Source organism: Rhodospirillaceae bacterium, assembly GCA_040219235.1.
GTDB lineage: Bacteria > Pseudomonadota > Alphaproteobacteria > Rhodospirillales > Rhodospirillaceae > WLXB01.
Genome location: JAVJSV010000011.1, coordinates 489,912 through 507,902, shown reverse-complemented (window position 1 = coordinate 507,902; position 17,991 = coordinate 489,912). Strand labels below are relative to the sequence as shown.

Annotated in this window: 20 protein-coding genes and 1 riboswitch; of the genes, 4 read left to right on the top strand and 16 right to left on the bottom strand. The window is 50.8% G+C overall.

The features are described from left to right. Positions 1 to 6 precede the first annotated feature (6 nt). The 4 genes from gcvH to RIC29_06370 all read right to left on the bottom strand — a co-directional run bounded on the left by gcvH (position 7) and on the right by RIC29_06370 (position 2,714). Positions 7 to 387: a glycine cleavage system protein GcvH gene (gcvH, locus tag RIC29_06385; GenBank protein ID MEQ8734531.1), complete on the bottom strand. Its 381-nt coding sequence runs from the start codon at positions 385 to 387 to the stop codon at positions 7 to 9. Beyond that, positions 384 to 1,520 (bottom strand): glycine cleavage system aminomethyltransferase GcvT, encoded by a 1,137-nt coding sequence (gene gcvT / locus RIC29_06380; protein MEQ8734530.1) that lies wholly within the window; start codon positions 1,518 to 1,520, stop codon positions 384 to 386. Before gcvT ends, gcvH begins: the two co-directional genes overlap by 4 nt. Positions 1,521 to 1,694: 174 nt before the next feature. Then, positions 1,695 to 1,799: riboswitch (glycine riboswitch) on the bottom strand. A 69-nt stretch (positions 1,800 to 1,868) separates the two neighbouring features. Next, positions 1,869 to 2,414 (bottom strand): hypothetical protein, encoded by a 546-nt coding sequence (locus RIC29_06375; protein MEQ8734529.1) that lies wholly within the window; start codon positions 2,412 to 2,414, stop codon positions 1,869 to 1,871. Between the two features lie 30 nt (positions 2,415 to 2,444). Continuing rightward, positions 2,445 to 2,714 carry a CDGSH iron-sulfur domain-containing protein gene (locus RIC29_06370; protein MEQ8734528.1) on the bottom strand — a complete coding sequence of 90 codons (270 nt, stop codon included), beginning with the start codon at positions 2,712 to 2,714 and terminating at the stop codon, positions 2,445 to 2,447. Positions 2,715 to 2,895: 181 nt separating this feature from the next. Between RIC29_06370 and ispH the strand changes: the two genes are divergently transcribed. The 3 genes from ispH to rnhA are packed head-to-tail and all read left to right on the top strand — an operon-like array spanning position 2,896 to position 5,279. Beyond that, positions 2,896 to 3,840, top strand: coding sequence for a 4-hydroxy-3-methylbut-2-enyl diphosphate reductase (gene ispH, locus RIC29_06365; protein MEQ8734527.1), 945 nt, complete (start codon positions 2,896 to 2,898; stop codon positions 3,838 to 3,840). Between the two features lie 12 nt (positions 3,841 to 3,852). After that, positions 3,853 to 4,815: a homoserine kinase gene (locus tag RIC29_06360; GenBank protein MEQ8734526.1), complete on the top strand. Its 963-nt coding sequence runs from the start codon at positions 3,853 to 3,855 to the stop codon at positions 4,813 to 4,815. Next, entirely contained in the window at positions 4,812 to 5,279 is a 468-nt protein-coding gene (gene rnhA, locus RIC29_06355; GenBank protein MEQ8734525.1) for a ribonuclease HI, read from the top strand. The genes RIC29_06360 and rnhA overlap by 4 nt, the downstream gene beginning before the upstream one ends. A 40-nt stretch (positions 5,280 to 5,319) precedes the next feature. On the opposite strand, the gene RIC29_06350 is transcribed toward rnhA, so the two are convergent. Next, positions 5,320 to 5,802: a peroxiredoxin gene (locus tag RIC29_06350; GenBank protein MEQ8734524.1), complete on the bottom strand. Its 483-nt coding sequence runs from the start codon at positions 5,800 to 5,802 to the stop codon at positions 5,320 to 5,322. A gap of 134 nt (positions 5,803 to 5,936) precedes the next feature. Between RIC29_06350 and RIC29_06345 the strand changes: the two genes are divergently transcribed. After that, positions 5,937 to 6,512 (top strand): YqgE/AlgH family protein, encoded by a 576-nt coding sequence (locus RIC29_06345; GenBank protein MEQ8734523.1) that lies wholly within the window; start codon positions 5,937 to 5,939, stop codon positions 6,510 to 6,512. A 19-nt stretch (positions 6,513 to 6,531) separates the two neighbouring features. Here RIC29_06345 and RIC29_06340 read toward each other — a convergent pair whose 3' ends face one another. From RIC29_06340 to RIC29_06290, 11 genes are all read right to left on the bottom strand, one after another. Continuing rightward, the gene (locus RIC29_06340; protein ID MEQ8734522.1) at positions 6,532 to 7,293 is read right to left on the bottom strand and encodes an SDR family oxidoreductase; all 762 of its coding nucleotides are present in this window, start codon (positions 7,291 to 7,293) and stop codon (positions 6,532 to 6,534) included. A gap of 14 nt (positions 7,294 to 7,307) precedes the next feature. After that, positions 7,308 to 8,252, bottom strand: a complete 945-nt coding sequence (locus RIC29_06335) for a 3-hydroxyacyl-CoA dehydrogenase (protein ID MEQ8734521.1) — start codon at positions 8,250 to 8,252, stop codon at positions 7,308 to 7,310. A gap of 9 nt (positions 8,253 to 8,261) precedes the next feature. Then, entirely contained in the window at positions 8,262 to 9,539 is a 1,278-nt protein-coding gene (gene hisD / locus RIC29_06330) for a histidinol dehydrogenase (protein ID MEQ8734520.1), read from the bottom strand. Between the two features lie 152 nt (positions 9,540 to 9,691). After that, positions 9,692 to 10,960, bottom strand: a complete 1,269-nt coding sequence (locus tag RIC29_06325) for a pitrilysin family protein (GenBank protein ID MEQ8734519.1) — start codon at positions 10,958 to 10,960, stop codon at positions 9,692 to 9,694. 25 nt (positions 10,961 to 10,985) lie between these two features. Beyond that, the gene (thrC, locus tag RIC29_06320) at positions 10,986 to 12,380 is read right to left on the bottom strand and encodes a threonine synthase (protein MEQ8734518.1); all 1,395 of its coding nucleotides are present in this window, start codon (positions 12,378 to 12,380) and stop codon (positions 10,986 to 10,988) included. A gap of 134 nt (positions 12,381 to 12,514) precedes the next feature. Next, positions 12,515 to 13,153, bottom strand: coding sequence for an ABC-type transport auxiliary lipoprotein family protein (locus RIC29_06315; GenBank protein ID MEQ8734517.1), 639 nt, complete (start codon positions 13,151 to 13,153; stop codon positions 12,515 to 12,517). A gap of 11 nt (positions 13,154 to 13,164) precedes the next feature. Further along, positions 13,165 to 14,154: an MlaD family protein gene (locus RIC29_06310; GenBank protein ID MEQ8734516.1), complete on the bottom strand. Its 990-nt coding sequence runs from the start codon at positions 14,152 to 14,154 to the stop codon at positions 13,165 to 13,167. Positions 14,155 to 14,202: 48 nt separating this feature from the next. Then, a complete protein-coding gene (locus RIC29_06305) occupies positions 14,203 to 15,054 on the bottom strand; it encodes an ABC transporter ATP-binding protein (protein MEQ8734515.1) in 852 nt (283 codons plus the stop codon). 1 nt (position 15,055) lies between these two features. Then, positions 15,056 to 15,856 (bottom strand): ABC transporter permease, encoded by an 801-nt coding sequence (locus RIC29_06300; protein ID MEQ8734514.1) that lies wholly within the window; start codon positions 15,854 to 15,856, stop codon positions 15,056 to 15,058. A 4-nt stretch (positions 15,857 to 15,860) separates the two neighbouring features. Continuing rightward, positions 15,861 to 16,193, bottom strand: coding sequence for an STAS domain-containing protein (locus RIC29_06295; GenBank protein ID MEQ8734513.1), 333 nt, complete (start codon positions 16,191 to 16,193; stop codon positions 15,861 to 15,863). A 36-nt stretch (positions 16,194 to 16,229) separates the two neighbouring features. After that, positions 16,230 to 17,981 (bottom strand): SpoIIE family protein phosphatase, encoded by a 1,752-nt coding sequence (locus RIC29_06290; protein ID MEQ8734512.1) that lies wholly within the window; start codon positions 17,979 to 17,981, stop codon positions 16,230 to 16,232. Between the last annotated feature and the right edge of the window lie 10 nt (positions 17,982 to 17,991).

Genomic DNA, 17,991 nt, shown 5'->3' with positions numbered 1-17,991 from the left:
TAGTCCTTATCCGTCAATCTCTTTGAGGTAACTGTCGTACGCGGCCTGATCCATCAACTCATCAAGCTCAGAGGGATCAGAGAGAGTCATTTTAAAGAACCAACCGTCCCCATCGGGGTCAGAATTGACGGTGTCGGGCGCATCGGCCAAAACCGCGTTTCCTTCTGTTACCGTTCCGGACACCGGGGCATAGACTTCGCTCGCCGCCTTGACTGATTCAACAACAGCCGCTTCGCGACCTTTGCTGACAGACTTGCCATTATCGGGGATTTCTACAAAAACGATGTCGCCAAGCTGGCTCTGGGCATATTCAGTAATGCCAATCGTGGCAATATCGCCATCCATACGAATCCACTCATGCTCTTTTGTGTAGCGCGTGTCGCTCATTTACTTCCCCTATAGTAACGTTGTGGTACGAACGGCATTGATGTGACATCTGCCTCTAAGACTTTGCCGCGAACGATAAGATGAAGACGGGTGCCAGGTTGGGCGTAAGTTTTCTCGACGTACCCCATGGCAATAGGCGCTTCGACTGTTGGGCCAAAGCCACCAGACGTGATTATGCCAACACCATCACCCTCGACCGTCTCAATGACCGTTCCCTCGCGGGCCGGAGCGCGCCCAATAGGTTTTAAACCAACACGCACTCGAGACGGCCCCTCATGAAGCTCTATTAGGAGTCTGGCATCACCCGGGAAGCCGCCTTCGAGGCGTCGTCGCTTACCAATAGACCACACCAAATCGGCTTCAACAGGAGACGTGGTGACATCAATGTCGTGGCCATACAGACACAATCCTGCTTCTAGCCGCAAAGAATCCCGGGCGCCGAGGCCAATGGGCTCGACATCAGCATGTTCGAGCAAAGTTTCTGCTAATTTTGTGGCTGAAACTGCTGGAACGGAAATTTCAAATCCATCTTCACCCGTATACCCACAGCGTGAGACCACAACGTCAGTCCCTGCGATGCTCGCTGGGCGCAGTGACATAAAAGGCATTGTTGCGCATTGCGGGTCTAACAACGCCAACACCTTAGCCGCTTTTGGGCCTTGCAGGGCCAGCAACGCATGCTGTGATTTTCGCTCCAGAGAGCCTCGACCTTTCAGGTGCGCTTCAAAGACAGCGTAGTCTTTGTCTTTACACGCGGCGTTAACCACTAAATGAAGGCGATTGGGGTCATCGTCCACAGGTTTAGCAATCATCAAGTCGTCAATGATGCCACCCTCTTCGTTCAGTAATTGGGTGTAACGAATGCGGCCCGCCTTAAGCGACTGGATATCGCCGGGCACCAGTTCTTCGACCGCCGCGGCAATATCCTCACCAACTAAGTCCGCTTGGCCCATGTGGGATACATCAAACAGCCCCGCCGCTGCGCGCGTGTGAAGATGCTCTTTCAACACACCAAGTGGATACTGCACAGGCATGCTATAACCTGCGAAGGGTACCATTTTGGCACCAAGAGTGCGATGTAACGCATCTAAAGGCGTAGCGTGGAGCGCGTCGGTGGAAACCGTATCTGGCAAAAGTTCTCTCCAGGTTCACATCACACAATCGGAGTCGTCACCAACCCTGGCTTGCGCCATGGTCGATGCCCTCCTCTGTCGATAAACCTGAGAGTTTGGCAGGGTTAAACTTCCTGCTTTCCCCGTCGGTGAGATATTCAGCTCAATAGCTGATCATCTACTTTCCAGAGTCCCCCAACCCCAACGGTCCGGTTGCCTGAGAGATTCCGAGGGCGGTTGCTCCTTCGGCGCCGGATACTTGCCACGAACGCAAAATCCGAACTCTTCCACCAGGGTATAGCGGGATGTACTGATTAAACTGAGTTTAGAGGACAGGTCAAGGCAGTGACTCGAGGTCCTCGAAATTCCTTAAGGGGAACGGTTACGATTGTAAGCCAACTGCTCATCTGTGAGTTGAAAACCGATATAAATATCGTAGCCAGCCGCGGTCAGGCGGTCCTCCAGTGGGATAAAAATGCGTACATTCGACTCGGTTATACGCTCCCGGCGCGCGCCGCCTGCACGAAGCCGATGAGTCCGTTTGAAAATTTGCTTGCCGGCCGGATCAGGAAAGAAACGCGGAATAGCGATGAAGTAGTATAAATCCACAGGACCCGGCTCCATAGCAGGTCCGCCAGCGACCATGAGGTCAATGTCCATAACAGCTTCTACACCGTCATCATCAAATTCGCAGGTTCCCTCGAAGGAAACGATCTCAGCCTGATACCCTACGTCGGAAATGCCGCGCCCTGCTATGCCAGGGGCAAAATAGGTTAACTGTGAGGTGTTAGAGTCGATGCGAATCTCTGGGCAGGGTGGCACAGGCTCAAGCGCACACCCTGAGAGCACCGTAGCTGCGATGCCTGCGGCAAAAATGGCAGTGATGGATTTCGGAAAAAAAAGATCAGAAAGCAAAAGAGTACTCATCAGGTCAGGGTTATCGGGTCAGAGCTTGCTGTGACTACCATCACACAACGGCATACGAGCAGTGGCTTTACATCCACAGAAGTACAGCTTACCAGCCTGCTCTGCGGTATGCTCTAGCGGAGAAAACTCTGTACCTTTATGTGCCCCATCACAGAAGGGTTGTTTAGAGCTTCGACCACAAGAGCACCACCAATATTTCTTTCCTGCCTCAACTTCGACCGCGAACGGTGCTTTTTCAGCGACCACAGCCTGATTTGGGGGTGTCTCTGCGCTCGAAGACTCTGACATGCAATCCACCTTTTTAAGGGTAACTATATCTGCTAGGGATATTATATATGACGTTGTTGAGCTTGGCAGTTCAACCATAGGCTATCAACAACAGTTACAATAGCGGGCCTGTCTCCTGGATGCTAGACCACCTGGCTGCTGACTTAATGCGTGCTATAAAATAACCCGGACTCCGAATCCTATGACTAAGCCTGCTCTTTCCATTTTGCTTGCCGGTCCACGCGGGTTTTGTGCTGGTGTAGATCGCGCTATTCTCATCGTAGAAAAAGCAATTGAAGCTCATGGAGCGCCGGTTTATGTGCGCCATGAGATTGTCCACAACAGATACGTGGTGGAATCTTTGGAAGCTAAGGGCGCAATCTTTGTAGAAGAACTTGATGAAGTGCCAGACGGTGTACACGTCGTTTTTTCTGCCCATGGCGTGCCAAAATCCGTGCCCGCGGCAGCTGAACACAGGGGTTTAGATTACATCGACGCCACCTGCCCTCTGGTCTCCAAAGTTCATGTCGAAGCCGAGCGTCATCACCGGCATGGCCTGCAAACTATTCTTATTGGTCATGCCAATCATCCCGAAGTGATCGGCACCATGGGACAAGTGCCAGAAGGTACAATGTTACTGGTAGAGACCGTGGAAGACGCTGAAACAATTAAACCAGACAACTCTGATTCCTTGGCCTATGTCACACAGACCACTTTATCCGTCGATGATACTGCAGAAATTATTGAAGTTCTGCACAAACGCTTTCCAAATATATCTGCTCCGCGCAAAGAGGATATCTGCTACGCTACAACAAACCGGCAAGCGGCCGTAAAAGCAATTGCGGAACAATGCGACATGATGATCGTCATCGGAGCGCCGAATTCTTCAAACTCGCAACGGCTTGTTGAAGTGGCGCTTAAGGCTGGCTGTCCAATAGCTAACCTGGTTCAACGCGCGAACGATATATCTTGGGATAAACTATCCGACGGGCAGACCTTAGGAATTACAGCTGGTGCATCTGCACCTGAGATTTTGGTCGAGGAAACTATCTCAGCAGCGCGCGAACGGTTTGATGTTCAAGTCAATGAAATCAAGGTTGCGGAAGAAAACGTCACCTTCAATTTACCTCGCGCCCTAACGGCATAAAAGTATCAACACATGGCTGTTTACACAGAAGTCGATGATCAAGCCTTAGAGGCATTCATTGAGGAGTACAACATAGGCAAAGTCGTCTCCTGCAAAGGTATCGCTGAAGGTGTGGAAAACTCGAATTACATGCTTCATACCGAGCAAGGTCCATTTATCCTGACGCTTTATGAAAAACGTGTAGATCCAGACGATCTCCCCTTTTTTCTCGATCTGATGCATCATTTGGCTGACAATGGGGTTAAATGCCCTTTGCCAGTCGCAGCCCGCGACGGGAATGCCTTGCGCACGCTTGAAGGCCGCCCCGCTGCAATTATTACTTTTTTGCAAGGCATGTGGCCGCGACGTATCGCACCATACCATTGTGAAGAGCTAGGGCAGGCGATGGCAGCTTTGCATAAAGCTGGTGAGAGTTATGAAGGTCACCGGCGTAATACCTTATCGATTGACGGTTGGCGCCCATTGTTTGACTCCGTCGCAGACCATGCAGATGAGGTTGCAGATGGGTTATCAACTGAGATAGCAGAAGAATTAGCTGAATTGGAAAAGCTTTGGCCACATGATCTGCCGAAAGGCGTCATTCACGCAGACCTCTTTCCTGACAACGTTTTTTTTCTGGATGATACGTGCTCAGGCCTGATTGATTTCTATTTCGCGTGCTCTGATTTTCTTGCCTACGATATTGCGATTTGTCTCAACGCTTGGTGCTTTGAGCCCGATGGAGCAATGAATGTGACCAAGGCGCATCGTCTACTCGCCGGCTATGAAAAAGGAAGACTCCTGACCGAAGCAGAAAAATCTGCACTCCCGATTTTAGCGCGTGGGGCTGCAGTCCGGTTTCTACTGACTCGGCTTTATGATTGGGTCAACACACCTGAAGGCGCACTGGTCCGCCCTAAAGATCCATCTGAATATTTGCAGAAACTGCGGTTTCATCAAAGCGTCAGCAGCATCGCGGCTTACGGATTATCATGACCAACGACAAGGCCATTTCAGTTGAGCTTTTCACCGATGGTGCCTGCCTCGGCAATCCAGGGCCAGGGGGCTGGGGGGCTTTGTTGCGCTTCAATGGCACAGACAAAGAACTAGCTGGGGGAGAACCAGACACGACCAATAACCGCATGGAAATGCAGGCCGTGATTGAAGGACTCAATGCCTTAACACGACCGTGTACGGTCGTTGTTTATACCGACAGCCAATATGTACAAAAAGGTATCACCGAATGGATACAAGGGTGGAAAGCGCGGGGCTGGAAAACAGCAGCGAAAAAACCAGTAAAAAATGCTGACCTATGGCTCTCTCTCGACGACGCAAGAAAGAAACATAATGTGACATGGAAATGGGTAAAGGGTCACGCCGGACACCCAGAAAACGAGCGGGTTGATGATCTTGCACGCTGGGAAGCAGAGAAAATCCAGCACGGTGAACAAGTCTGCTAAAAAAGAACTAACGCTCACACGTAAATATCAAATTTCAGTTTTAAACCCACGTTAAGACGTTTTCAGCACTTGAAATACCGAAGCCGCCTGAAGGCTCAATAAACACATCCTCAACCCGAGCGTCGTCTGCAATCAAAGCAAACCGATGGCACCGCTCACCCATGCCCCTCTCACTCATATCCCGATTTAAACCAAGGGCAGAAGCAAAATCACCATTGCCATCTGCCAGCATCAAAATTTGATCATTCACTTCTTGCTGCTGCGCCCAAGCACCCATTACAAACGCATCATTCACAGACATGCAGACCAATTGGTCGATTCCGGCCTCTTTAAACATAGATTTTTTTTCGAGATAGCCAGGAAGGTGTCGTGTTGAACATGTTGGCGTGAACGCGCCAGGAAGACCAAAGAGCACCACGCGCTTGTTCGAAAATATATCACCTGTCGTGACAGGTTGAGGGCCGTTTGCCCCCGCAACAAAAAGGGAGATGTCTGGAATAGCGGACCCGGTCGAAATTGTCATACTGGTCGGACTCTAAACAAAATATATTGATTAAGGTGTTAGGCGTATGAACGAAGCCTGTCACCTAAAAATGCAAGAAAAATTTTCCAAATACCGCCCTTGTTTTGCCATCATGATCAGCGCATTGTTTAGATATGATCCGCAACTCAACTGAACCTGGATATTTATCTGGCCAGTTTCTGGCGGCGATGCCTGCTATGGGTGATCCCCGCTTTGAACGCGCTTTAATTTATATTTGCGCGCACTCCGCAGATGGTGCGATGGGCTTGATTGTTAACCAGCCACTCGAAGAATTAAAATTTCCAGACATCCTCGACCAGATGGGCATAGAGTCTACGCCTGCCTGCGATCGGATCATCGTCCACTGCGGTGGACCGGTAGAATCCGCCCGAGGCTTTGTATTACATTCTTCCGACTATCAAATGGATGGCACGTTAGTTGTTGATGAGTCTGTCGCGCTCAGCGCAACAACAGAAATTCTAAAATCTATTGCTTATGGGACTGGCCCAAAGAAATGCCTTATGGCGCTTGGCTATGCAGGCTGGGGAGAAGGCCAGTTGGATGAAGAGATTAAAAATAATGCCTGGCTTAACGTGCCCGTCGATAGCGAGCTGTTATGGTCCGAGGACTCAGATTCTAAGTGGGATCGCGCGTTGGGCACTCTAGGCATTAGTCCAGCATCCTTGGTCGGTGAGGCCGGGCACGCCTGACCAGTTTTAGCTGGCAGTCTTAATGCGCAGTCCAGCCACCATCTACTTTTAGGCACGAACCGGTAACCATACGCGCCGCAGGTGATGCCAAATAAACAACTGCGCTGGCAACATCTATAATTTGACCGATATGGCCAAGTGGAATCTGTTTTAAAACTGAATCCTTAAACATTGCATCTTCAAAAAATGGTTGCGTGAGGGGCGTCTCTATAAATGTTGGCGCGACCGTATTCACCCGAATACCATGAGGTGCCAGTTCGACGGCCATGGCTTTCGTCAAACCTTCAATGGCATGCTTAGACGCACAATAAACTGTGCGATTGACTGCACCCACATGCCCCATCTGTGACGACATATGAATGATAGAGCCTTTGGTTTCCGCAACAATCATGCGCCTCGTAACAGCTTGCGCCACGAAGAATGCTGCACGAACGTTGACGTCCATAATTCTATCGAAGTGTTCTTCTGTTACATCCTCAAATGGTTCTGGCACATTTGTGCCCGCATTATTCACAAGAATATGAATGGGCGGCGCATCGGAAAGTAGCTTATTAAACGACGCCCCATCCGTGACGTCACAGACAATTTTATGTGCATTCCGCCCCCTGCGCTCGATCTGGGCAGCCACATCTTGCAATGGCTCTGCCTTACGCGCGACTAAAACGACATCTGCACCGGCATCTGCCAGAGCCAACGCACATCCTTCACCCAGGCCCTTCGAAGCGCCTGTGATCAGAGCTGTTTGGCCCGTGAGATCAAACAGTGATGTCCCTACTTCCATGACAGCCCTCTTTCTTAATCGCCTAGTTTTTTTGCCGCTTTCCGTTTATGAGCCGCCAACGCCATAAGCCGACGGTCGCGCCATTCACGCCTGGAGGCAAGGTCTTCTATAGATAAATGAGTTCTGCGCTCAGCTTCAACATCGTGAACCAATTTATCGCTCCATGGTTTTGGTTCCGTCCGGGACTGAGCGACAGTATGATAAAGAGGGCTTAGTCGTGCAGCGTAATCAGCGACGCCACCGGGCGCATTCAGGTCAATGGTTTGAAAAGGTCCCATGAATGACCACCTAAGCCCGAGCCCTTCAGAGACCGTCTTATCGATATCTTCGGCAGAGGCGTAACCCTCTTCAAACAGGGCCCAGGCTTCATTGAGCAACGCCCCTTGCAAACGGTTAAGGACAAAGCCGTCCACTTCACGGGTGATGCGGATTGGCGATTGGCCAACTTCTGTCATCAGTTGAAAGGCTACATCCATTGCAGAAGAATCAGTCCAGGGTGCAGGCACCAGCTCCACCAAGGGCACCAAATAGGGAGGATTGACCGGATGAGCAATCAAGCAACGGTTCCGGCCAGGCAATGCCTCCGTAAAGGCCGAGGCCGGGATGCCCGAGGACGAACTACCAATAACCACATCAGGGGCACAGGCGGTATCAAGAGCAGCGGTGATTTCAGACTTAACGGGAATTGTCTCAAACACTGATTCCTGAACATAACTCACACCATCAACAGCAGACTCGATGGTATCGTGAACCGTGATTAATTCGGCCACAGTGCCCGTGGACTCAATCAGATCAAAGGATTCCAAATCTTCCAAGTTTGTGCGGATACTGGCCAATATCTTTGACCTAAGGCCTGGATCAGCATCATAGATACGCGTCGGGAAACCCGCTCGTGCGAAGACAATGGCCCAGCCCGCACCGACCAAACCTGCGCCGACTACTGCAATAGTAGCCTTCATCCCAAATCTCTAGGAGTTGCCATAGCGACGAACCCGCAGATCACATTGTTCCTGGTGGCCTGCAAAGTTCTCAATCGCACAAAGCCGAGACCCATACTCACCAATAATACGCGAGGCTTCTTCTGTGCAGGTTTGATAGGTACAGGTCTTAATAAACTTTCCAACCCAAAGCCCACCCGTATAGCGAGCCGCCTTACTGGTCGGCAGGGTATGATTTGTTCCGATCACTTTGTCGCCATAAGCTACGTTCGTTTCTTTACCAAGAAATAAGGCACCATAGTTGGTCATATTGTCCAGCCACCACTTGGGTTCTGCGGTCAGAATTTCAACATGCTCAGATGCTAAAGCATCAGCCTCACGCAGCATCTCAGCATCATCTTCACACAGAATGATTTCACCATGATCCCGCCACGCCGCACCGGCAACATCGGCCGTTGCCAAAACGCCAAGTTGACGCTCGATTTCTGCAACGGTTTCATCGGCAACACGTTGTGATGTTGTGAGTAAAACAGCGGGCGAAGTCGGGCCATGCTCAGCTTGACCGAGCAGGTCTGTGGCAACCATTTCACCGTCCGCCGTATCATCAGCAATCACGAGAATTTCCGTGGGGCCGGCAAATAGATCGATACCTACCCGGCCAAAGAGTTGACGTTTTGCTTCAGCCACATAGGCATTACCCGGACCGACCAGCATATCGACTGGCGCGATGGTTTCTGTTCCAAGCGCCATCGCCGCTACGGCTTGCACACCGCCTATGAGATAAATTTCGTCCGCGCCTGCAAAATGCATGGCTGCAATGGTCGCCGGGTGGGCCGCGCCGTTGGTCGGCGGTGTACAGGCAATAACCCGTTTACATCCAGCGACGCGCGCAGTCAGCACACTCATATGCGCCGAGGCAACCATAGGATAGCGTCCACCAGGGACATAACACCCAACGTTTTCAATGGGGATATTTTTGTGACCAAGCCGCACGCCAGGAATGGTTTCAATCTCGATATCCTGCAGGGATGCTTTCTGGGCTTCTGCGAATTTGCGGATCTGTGTTTGCGCAAACTTGATATCCGTGATGGTTTGCTCGTCCAGCGAATCCACACAGGCTTGAATCTCGGCCTCAGTTAACCTGAAGCTTTCGGGCGAGAACTTATCAAACGTATCCGAGTAATGCCTGACGGCGGCGTCACCTTCTTTGCCGATCCGAGATAAAATTTCAGTCACCGTATCGCGCACTTTTAAAGCTGCTGCTTCAGTTTCTTCTGCTGTTGCGCCGCGTTTTAAATAAGTCGCCATATCAATATCTCCAAGCTGGTCAGATGGTTGCTTCTGAAAGGCACACTATCCACGCCCGGCGTTGAGGCGAGCCCCCACTTTAAAGTGACCGATATGTGACCGTGCCGTTCACTTGAACGCTTAGACAACGGCAAGCCCCCTAGGATGTTTTTTTAAGTCAAACGGGCTTTGATGGAGTCGTAGTCAGCCAATCGGTCAATCTGTCCAATGGCTGCGATGGTCGGGGATGTCGAGAAAACTCGATGGGCGGCGTCTTGTATGGATGCCATAGAGACACTTTCCACCTGTTCAATAATCTCAGCAGAATCCAATGTACGGCCATAAACTAATATCTGCCGGGCGCGCTGGACACACCGACTTCCTATACTTTCAAGCCCCATTAGCAAACTGGCCTTGAGTTGAGCTTTCGCACGTTTGATTTCGTCAGCGGTTGCCCCTCCCATCATTTTCTTAATTTCTTCGGTCAGAACCGTGACCAATTCTTCGGTCTGATCCAGGCTGGTTCCTGCATAGACCGTAAATACACCCGAATCTTCACAAGCATTGGTCGACGAAAACACTGAATAGGCTAAACCCCGCTTCTCTCGCACTTCTTGGAAGAGTCGAGACGATAATCCTTCTCCGAACAGCACCGACAAAGCCGATAAAGGATAATAATGGGGATCGTGATACCCCACGCCATCAAAGCCCAAAACCAGATGCAATTGTTCGACTGGGCGAGCAGCGCGAACATCACCGCCCACATAATGGGCAAGTTGGCTGTTAGGGCCGTCACCTTGTGGTAAGGACGCAAAGGCATCTGCAATGCTCTGAACAAAGGCATCATGATCAACGCGACCGGCCGCAGAAACAACCATATTCCCGGTCCGATAATGGCTAGACATATATTGCTGTAGGTTGTTAGCCGTCATTCGGTTAACTGACTCAACAGTGCCGAGCACCGGCCACCCCAGCGCTTGCTCCGGATAGGCCGTTGCTTGCAACCAATCAAAGACAATATCATCGGGCGTATCTTCTGATTGATAAATCTCCTGCACCACGACTTGCTGCTCGCGCCCAAATTCTTCTTCATCCATAGTCGCGTTGAGCAAAATATCCGAGAGAATGTCGACTGCCAGCGGCAAGTCTTCTTTCAAGACATGAGCGTAATAGGCCGTATGGTCGCGGCTCGTGTAGGCGTTTAACTGCCCTCCAACGTTATCCATATCCTCAGCAATCTGAAGCGCTGTGCGACGATGTGTACCCTTAAACGCCATATGCTCTAGCAGATGGGAAATACCGTTTAGTTCGAGCGTTTCATGTCGCGTACCAGCCTCCACCCAAGCTCCAACCGCGGTCGTTTCAACAGAGGGAATAAGATCTGTCACGACACGCAAACCTGAATCGAGGGTCGTTGTTTTTAAGCGAGAAGTTCCACTCATAAACTGTTCATCAAATTACTTTGCCTCAGACTCGACTGTGGGCGCGGACAAACGCCTGTACTTGTGAAAGATCATTGGGCAGTTCTGTATAGCGTTCTTTGCGATCATACAGATCGGCCATCGCGGGCGGTAAACCAGGGCGGACACCGGTCGCCGCTTCAACCGCATCCGGAAATTTTGCTGGATGTGCCGTCGATAGCACGATCTTAGGAACAGAGGGGTCCAGTGTGGACTTCCGTGCCGCATCAACACCAATTGCCGTGTGAGGGTCAACCAGCAGACCCGTCTCATGGTATATGGATTTCATCATGGCTTTGGTCTCATCGTCACTCAAGCGACTGCCGACGAATTGTTTGTCGATAGCACTGCGCGCGGTATCTTCAACAGTGTAAGATCCGCTTTGAGCAAGGCCATCCATCAAACGCTTCACGGCATTACCGTCGCGTCCATAAGATTCAAAGAGAAGCCTCTCAAAATTAGAGGAGACCTGTATATCCATGGCGGGGCTGAGCGACGGCACAACTTGCTCGGTTGTCATGGCACCCGTCTCAAAATACCGGGTCAAAATATCGTTCCGGTTTGAACCGACCAAAAACGCCTTAATCGGCAATCCCATTTTAGCAGCACAATACCCGGCAAACACGTTGCCGAAATTCCCGGTCGGTACAGCAAATGCTATTGGCCTGTCTGGTGCACCTAAAGCCAACGCCCCATAAAAATAATAAACCATCTGCGCCATAATACGTGCCCAGTTAATGGAATTGACCGCCGACAGATGCATCTCGTCGCGAAAAGACTGGTCGTTGAACATCGCTTTAACAAGCGCCTGGCAATCGTCAAATGTACCGTCGATGGCGACGTTTTGAACATTACCTGCAGTCACTGTTGTCATCTGACGGCGCTGCACCTCAGAAACACGGCCCTTGGGGTGTAAGATGATAATATCAACAGCATCGCGATCAGCGCAGGCTGCAATAGCCGCAGAGCCTGTATCGCCAGATGTCGCCCCAACAATCGTGATGCGCTCTTTCTTCTGTGACAACACGCGGTCAAACAGATGGCCAACAACCTGCAGGGCGTAATCTTTAAACGCCAGAGTTGGCCCATGATACAGCTCCATTAGCCATGTATTTGGCGCCAACTGCACCATCGGTGCGACAGCCGGGTGATCAAAAGACGCATATGCCTGTTTCATTACTTCGGGTAAAGTATCAGCCACATTTGATTCAGCTAAATATGGCTTGGTCACTTCAGTGGCCAGATCAGCATAGGATAGCGCCCTGAACGACTTTAGCTCGGCGGCGCTAAGCTGTGGCCAAGCCTTAGGCAAATAGAGTCCGCCATCTCTGGCTAAACCAGTCAGTAAAACATCGTCGAAATCAAGCTTTGGGGCTTGTCCACGGGTCGACTCAAATCGCACGGGGCACTCCTACAACGGCAGTTCAGGCCGGAAAGGCGCGGATACTAACCGGGAGCGGCAATCGTCACAACTACCAGAACGATAATGCTGCATAGGACCCGGTTACAAAGGACCTAACTGCACAGGTCCTACGACTAGGGACTTAAGATCCTGGCCTGGTCAATATCGCCAAGCATTTCACGCAACAGATCATCAAGAGCCGCACTCATTGTACTAACAGCGGCGGCAACTCCACGACCAGTGTCTCTTTCTGTGCGATAGGTCTTCAGAAACACCAAATCGTTGCCCCGAATGCGGCGTAAGCCCACATCAAACTCTACAACGACCTTGCTGGTCCCACCAACGACATGCTCAAGACGACGTAAAATTCCCGTCAACTCATAGTCACGATTAGTGCGGATTTCCGGTGCAGCGACCTGATCAAATGCCTGCGCTGACCGCAACGCATCAATGACACTGCGTTGAATCATGATAGCAGGGGGCTCAGACCAATAATGATACGTATATTGCTTCTGAATAGTTTCGGTTTCGCGATAGACGATGGCGCGCTCGTTAATGACGCCCTCAGCACGAAACGGCGGCACCTCTAAGGCTGCAGATATCTTCGACTGAGACTCAACGCCTACAGAACGCCCAGACGTTAGATTGTAAAATGTATCGGTTGGAACCGGCGGAGACGAACAGGATGCAACCGCCACTGCCAGTATGCTAGTAAAACCAACACGCCTGATCTCAGCAAACAACCCACATCGGACAAGTACTGAATGTGCCATACCGCTCTCCGTTACCGACCTGAATTTGCCAAGGATTCGTCCTGCTGGGGCGAACCACCCAACAATAGACCAGGGTTTTGGCGAATTGAGCGGCTAAACTCTGCAAAATTTCGACTGCTCGCCTCAAGGTTCCCTGTGATGTCATCAATCGTCCGGGAGATGGTCGCCAGGGTGTAACGCAGGTCCTTGACGGAATCGTTAACATCCGTTGCATTCTCAGACACAACAGCATTGATCTGCTTTACAGACTCATGAATGAGCGTCCGCGTCTCATTAAGTTCTGCTGCAAGGCCAGCCATATCCGATGAAGCCACTTCAAAATTTCTTAATACTGCTGTCAGGTTGTCGCGATTTTCTTCACCCATAACATCGGTCTCAATCAAACGTGCCGTGCGTGTTAAACTCGCCGAAATCTCGGGGAGTTTTGTATTGAGATCCGCTGAAATGGAGTTGAGGTTCACGAGCATTGGTCCAGCGTTATCGACAGCCGCATCACCTAGTTGGGTAACGTAAGACCCAAGACTCTCAATCAATGGCTTAATGGAGTTCTGACTCAGGTCTCCAAATTCAGCACCGATTTCAGAAAGTGCTGCAAAAAAGTTACTCGGCGCAACGCCGGGAATCTGTGATCCGGGCGGCAGTCTAACGTCACTATCTCCGCCGGCGATATCGACCGTCATCGCCGACAACAAGCCGGACACCGTTGCTCTGGCAACGCTGTCATCGGGAATGACCCATCCTTCCTGAACTTCAATGTTTACGCGGAACTGGACTTTCCCATCTTCAAATATGGGCTCAACACTATCGACTTGCCCAATCTGATAGCCCTCGTAAAGCACTTGGGTTCCAAACTTGAGACCACCCACGTTGCTGTAAACAGTGTAATACTTGTCGGTCGATCCCGTGCTTCCCGCAAGCATGCTAATGATGACGACGAAAACGACGATCATGACGGACACAAATCCGCCGACAACCACGTAGTTAATACTGCTGTCTTTCATGACATTATCTAGACGACGTTAATACGCCGACGCCCCTTCCCTGTTCCCTCAGTCTTTTGCCGCTGTTAACCGGCGAAGATACTCATCCGGGTCCAGCACTTCTTCTTCAGTGCGGCGATTGAGCAAATTTTGTATACGCTCATTATCACTGGCTTTCACTTCTTCAACCGTCCCCACCATTAAGATATTACCCTGATCCAGCACACAAATGCGATCAGCGATCTTAAATGCGCTCTCAAGCTCGTGTGTCACCACAACGATGGACATGCCCATGGCATCGCGCAGATCAATAATGAGATCGTCAATAGCGGATGCGACAACCGGATCAAGGCCAGCTGACGGTTCGTCACAGAACAAAACACGTGGATCCATAACGATAGCCCGAGCAAAAGCCGCGCGCTTAATCATGCCTCCAGATAATTCGGCTGGCATCAGATTATCAAACCCTGACAGATTCACCACTTCCATCTTAAGCCGCGCCATAATTTGCATGGTCGTTTCGTCAAGAGTGGTATGTTCCCGCAAGGGCAGCATGATATTTTGAAGAACGTTCATTGACGTAAACAAGGCACCGCTCTGAAACGCAACGCCCATTTTCTGACGCAACTTCGTCCGGGCCACGCCATCAATTCCATTGAGATCTTGCCCCAGGAGTCGAACATACCCTGACGTGGGCTTTACCAATCCTAAAAGTGCATTCAAAAATGTGGTTTTACCCGAGCCAGACCCGCCCATAATAACCAAGGTTTCGCCCTGATAAACGTCGAGACTGACAGAATGCAGAATCTCACGTGGACCGTAATGTGTGACGAGGTCACGCACTTCAATTACGACGTCCCGATCTGGTGCCGCCTGGGGACTATCTACGTTCGGGTCCTCTAAGAGTGCGGGTTCAGCCATATCAGCGCGTCGTTATGAATGCAAAAATCATGTCAGTGACTATGATTGCGCTTATGGCAAGCACCACAGAGCGAGTCGTCATGCGACCGACACCTTCCGCACCCCCTTCGACCAACGCGCCGTTAATGACACCGACCAACGTAATCAAAACACCAAAGAGAACGCTTTTACCCAGGCCATGCATCACATCATCAACAACGATAATCTCACGCAAGTTATCTACGTACGCACCCATGCTCATACCAAGTTCGATTGAAATATACCAACCGGCTCCCGCAAGCATGACCAAATCAGCCCAAAAGGTCAGAACCGGCACCATAACCGTCATCGCAACTAACGCAGGCGTCACCAAAAAACGCACCGGATTCACGCCCATGACTTCCAAAGCATCGACTTCCTGATTGATTCTCATCGTTCCAATACGCGCTGCAAGGGATGAACCCGTACGACCTGCAACGAGAATCCCCGTTATCAAGGGGCCGAACTCTCGCACGACAGAAATGCCTACCCCAATCGTCACCTGCTGCTCGGCGCCAAAAGTGGACAAAGTATAGATGCCCTGAATCGCAAGCATGATTCCGATGGTGATCGACATCAAAGTGACGATAGGAACCGCGGCAATCCCAACTTCCATCGCACGCTCGAAAATCATAGTGAGACGAACAGGTTGCGCCCGCTTGTGGCCAAGTACCATCCAGAACAGACTTTGCGCAAACAATACCGCTGCAAAACCAACTTCAGCTACGCCTGCAACAGCGGCTCGACCAACGCGTTCTAGACTATCTGCAACACGGCCCGTCATATGACTAACCGTTCGATGCCAATGCGCCTTCAATGCTCTCGTGGATCGAGAACACTTTATCGAGGCGCGCCAGGCTCAATACGCGCATTGCTGCCGGACTCACGTGCGCAAGCGCAAAAAAGGTGCCTTTCTTGCGCGAAACCTGAAAAGCTTCGACCAAGCTAGCAACACCAGAAGAATCGATGTAATTCACTTCTGACATATCCACGACAACACGATCATGAGTTTCAAGACACTCAAGCAAACCCTGTCGCACTTGCGGCGAGGTTTGAAGGTCAACGTCTCCTGACAGGGCCACAACCGTCGCACCGTCTTTTTCTATAATTTCCAACGCCATAAATCCCCCTTGCGTTAACTGGCAGTCTAGCGTGATCTATAAACGTTTGGTCAATTTAAATAAATTGCCAACCCCAGGCGGGGGCTCAACAAATATAGCCTCGTCTGTGACAGATTTAATGAGGTGAACGCCGAGTCCTCCGGGACGGATCTCATCAAGGTCACGAGATTTGATCTTGGAGGGGTCTACGGGTTCAGCAAAGTCCATGAGATGTACGATCAGACACTCTTGCTTACGAATAAAATCAACCACTATGTCACCAGGCTCATCCATTCCCGTATAGGCGTGTCGGATGATATTTTGGCACGCTTCATCAACGGCCATAACTAGATCAATGGTCCAAGCTTCTGATGCCCCACAATATGCTGCGGCTTGCTCGGTTCCAGCACGAATCACTTTCAACCGGTCCGCTTTCGCTGGAACGCGAAGTCTGAGAATTTGACCGACCGGAGAATCGTCTGTTTCTAAGGGCTTAACTGCAACCCGCGTCCCGTCTTCATAGCCGGTATCTTTAATAATCAACATCGTCAAATCGTCACGGAGAGACTGACCAGGTAATCTTACTGCCCCAGTAATTGAATTGAGTTGAAGATCCGGGCTTTCCTCGGCGTGCTGGCGAATTAGGGCGCGTGCACCGTCAATACCAAGCATACCCCCACCAAATGTAGTGGCTTCTGTCAGACCATCTGTAAAAATGTAAAAAGTCCCGCCATTAAGCTCTATTTCATGAGTCGGATAACCCTCTGGGCCTGCAATTCCGCTCATAATACCAAGAGGCGGTGCTTCAGCTTCAAAGAACGTAAAAGACTCACCGAAGCCATCCAGCAAAAGCGGGGGCTCATGACCTGCATTTGCCATGCTGACTTTGCCGGTTGCCGGATCAAACAAACCTCCAGCCATCGTTACAAACAGCCCGTGGGTTCCGGTCTCGCATAACTCGTTATTGATGGCGTCAAAGAGCCGCCCAGGATTATCCGTCCCCTTTGCCAAACAACGAAACAGGCTCGATGTCTTCGCCATCAAGAGCGCGGCGTTCATACCTTTGCCTGAAACATCCCCAACGTTGAACCAGATGCGACCGTCAGAGAGCGGCAGAATGTCGTAAAAATCCCCTGAAACGCTTCGCGCAGCCATATTGATACCGTGAACCGGGAACTCTGGCCCTCCATTCGGCGGCAGCAACTGCCGCTGAATTTGCGCGGCCAATTCAAGTTCATGCCGTTCGCGCTCTTGAGTCACAACTTGCTGAGTCAGGCGGAAGTTGTGAATCGCCAGCGCCGCAGCTCCAGCAAGCGTTTCAAGTAAGGTCAGGTCATCAGAGTCGAAAAGGCCAGCCCCACCGGTTTTATTGATGATTTCGATGCATCCGAGACATGCATCTCCCAAGGAGAGCGGCGCGCATAAAATTGACCTTGTCGTGAAGCCCGTCTGCTCATCAACCATCGCGCCAAAATCAGCGTCCTTTGTGACGTCGCGAACCATTTGGCCCGAATTTTCTTTATATGAGCGCCCGACAATGCCTGCGTCAGCGGGAATACGAAGGCCCGTAATATCGACCGGACCAAAGCACGCCGAGCACACCAATTCCTTCCCAGCGTCATCAATTAGAAAGAGAGAAGATGCCTCTGCCCCAACATACGTCGTGATTCGCTCAAGACCCGTTTTCGCCATTATGTCCGCATCGCGGGTGGCAATAAACTCCCGGGTCATAGCTGCAATCAGGCCAAGGTGATTATTAACTTCACCTTCGTCTACAGCTTGAACAATCTCATCAACGGCTTCTGACATGGATTAACTA

Excerpts from the sequence above, each read along its gene's own strand:
- RIC29_06310 (MEQ8734516.1), bottom strand. The coding sequence starts at position 14,154 with ATGAAAGACAGCAGTATTAACTACGTGGTTGTCGGCGGATTTGTGTCC.
- RIC29_06315 (MEQ8734517.1), bottom strand. The coding sequence starts at position 13,153 with ATGGCACATTCAGTACTTGTCCGATGTGGGTTGTTTGCTGAGATCAGG.
- RIC29_06345 (MEQ8734523.1), top strand. The coding sequence starts at position 5,937 with ATGATCCGCAACTCAACTGAACCTGGATATTTATCTGGCCAGTTTCTG.
- RIC29_06295 (MEQ8734513.1), bottom strand. The coding sequence starts at position 16,193 with ATGGCGTTGGAAATTATAGAAAAAGACGGTGCGACGGTTGTGGCCCTG.
- RIC29_06335 (MEQ8734521.1), bottom strand. The coding sequence starts at position 8,252 with ATGAAGGCTACTATTGCAGTAGTCGGCGCAGGTTTGGTCGGTGCGGGC.
- RIC29_06290 (MEQ8734512.1), bottom strand. The coding sequence starts at position 17,981 with ATGTCAGAAGCCGTTGATGAGATTGTTCAAGCTGTAGACGAAGGTGAA.
- RIC29_06350 (MEQ8734524.1), bottom strand. The coding sequence starts at position 5,802 with ATGACAATTTCGACCGGGTCCGCTATTCCAGACATCTCCCTTTTTGTT.
- RIC29_06340 (MEQ8734522.1), bottom strand. The coding sequence starts at position 7,293 with ATGGAAGTAGGGACATCACTGTTTGATCTCACGGGCCAAACAGCTCTG.
- RIC29_06305 (MEQ8734515.1), bottom strand. The coding sequence starts at position 15,054 with ATGGCTGAACCCGCACTCTTAGAGGACCCGAACGTAGATAGTCCCCAG.
- RIC29_06300 (MEQ8734514.1), bottom strand. The coding sequence starts at position 15,856 with ATGACGGGCCGTGTTGCAGATAGTCTAGAACGCGTTGGTCGAGCCGCT.
- rnhA (MEQ8734525.1), top strand. The coding sequence starts at position 4,812 with ATGACCAACGACAAGGCCATTTCAGTTGAGCTTTTCACCGATGGTGCC.
- hisD (MEQ8734520.1), bottom strand. The coding sequence starts at position 9,539 with ATGGCGACTTATTTAAAACGCGGCGCAACAGCAGAAGAAACTGAAGCA.
- gcvH (MEQ8734531.1), bottom strand. The coding sequence starts at position 387 with ATGAGCGACACGCGCTACACAAAAGAGCATGAGTGGATTCGTATGGAT.
- RIC29_06325 (MEQ8734519.1), bottom strand. The coding sequence starts at position 10,960 with ATGAGTGGAACTTCTCGCTTAAAAACAACGACCCTCGATTCAGGTTTG.
- RIC29_06370 (MEQ8734528.1), bottom strand. The coding sequence starts at position 2,714 with ATGTCAGAGTCTTCGAGCGCAGAGACACCCCCAAATCAGGCTGTGGTC.
- RIC29_06360 (MEQ8734526.1), top strand. The coding sequence starts at position 3,853 with ATGGCTGTTTACACAGAAGTCGATGATCAAGCCTTAGAGGCATTCATT.
- ispH (MEQ8734527.1), top strand. The coding sequence starts at position 2,896 with ATGACTAAGCCTGCTCTTTCCATTTTGCTTGCCGGTCCACGCGGGTTT.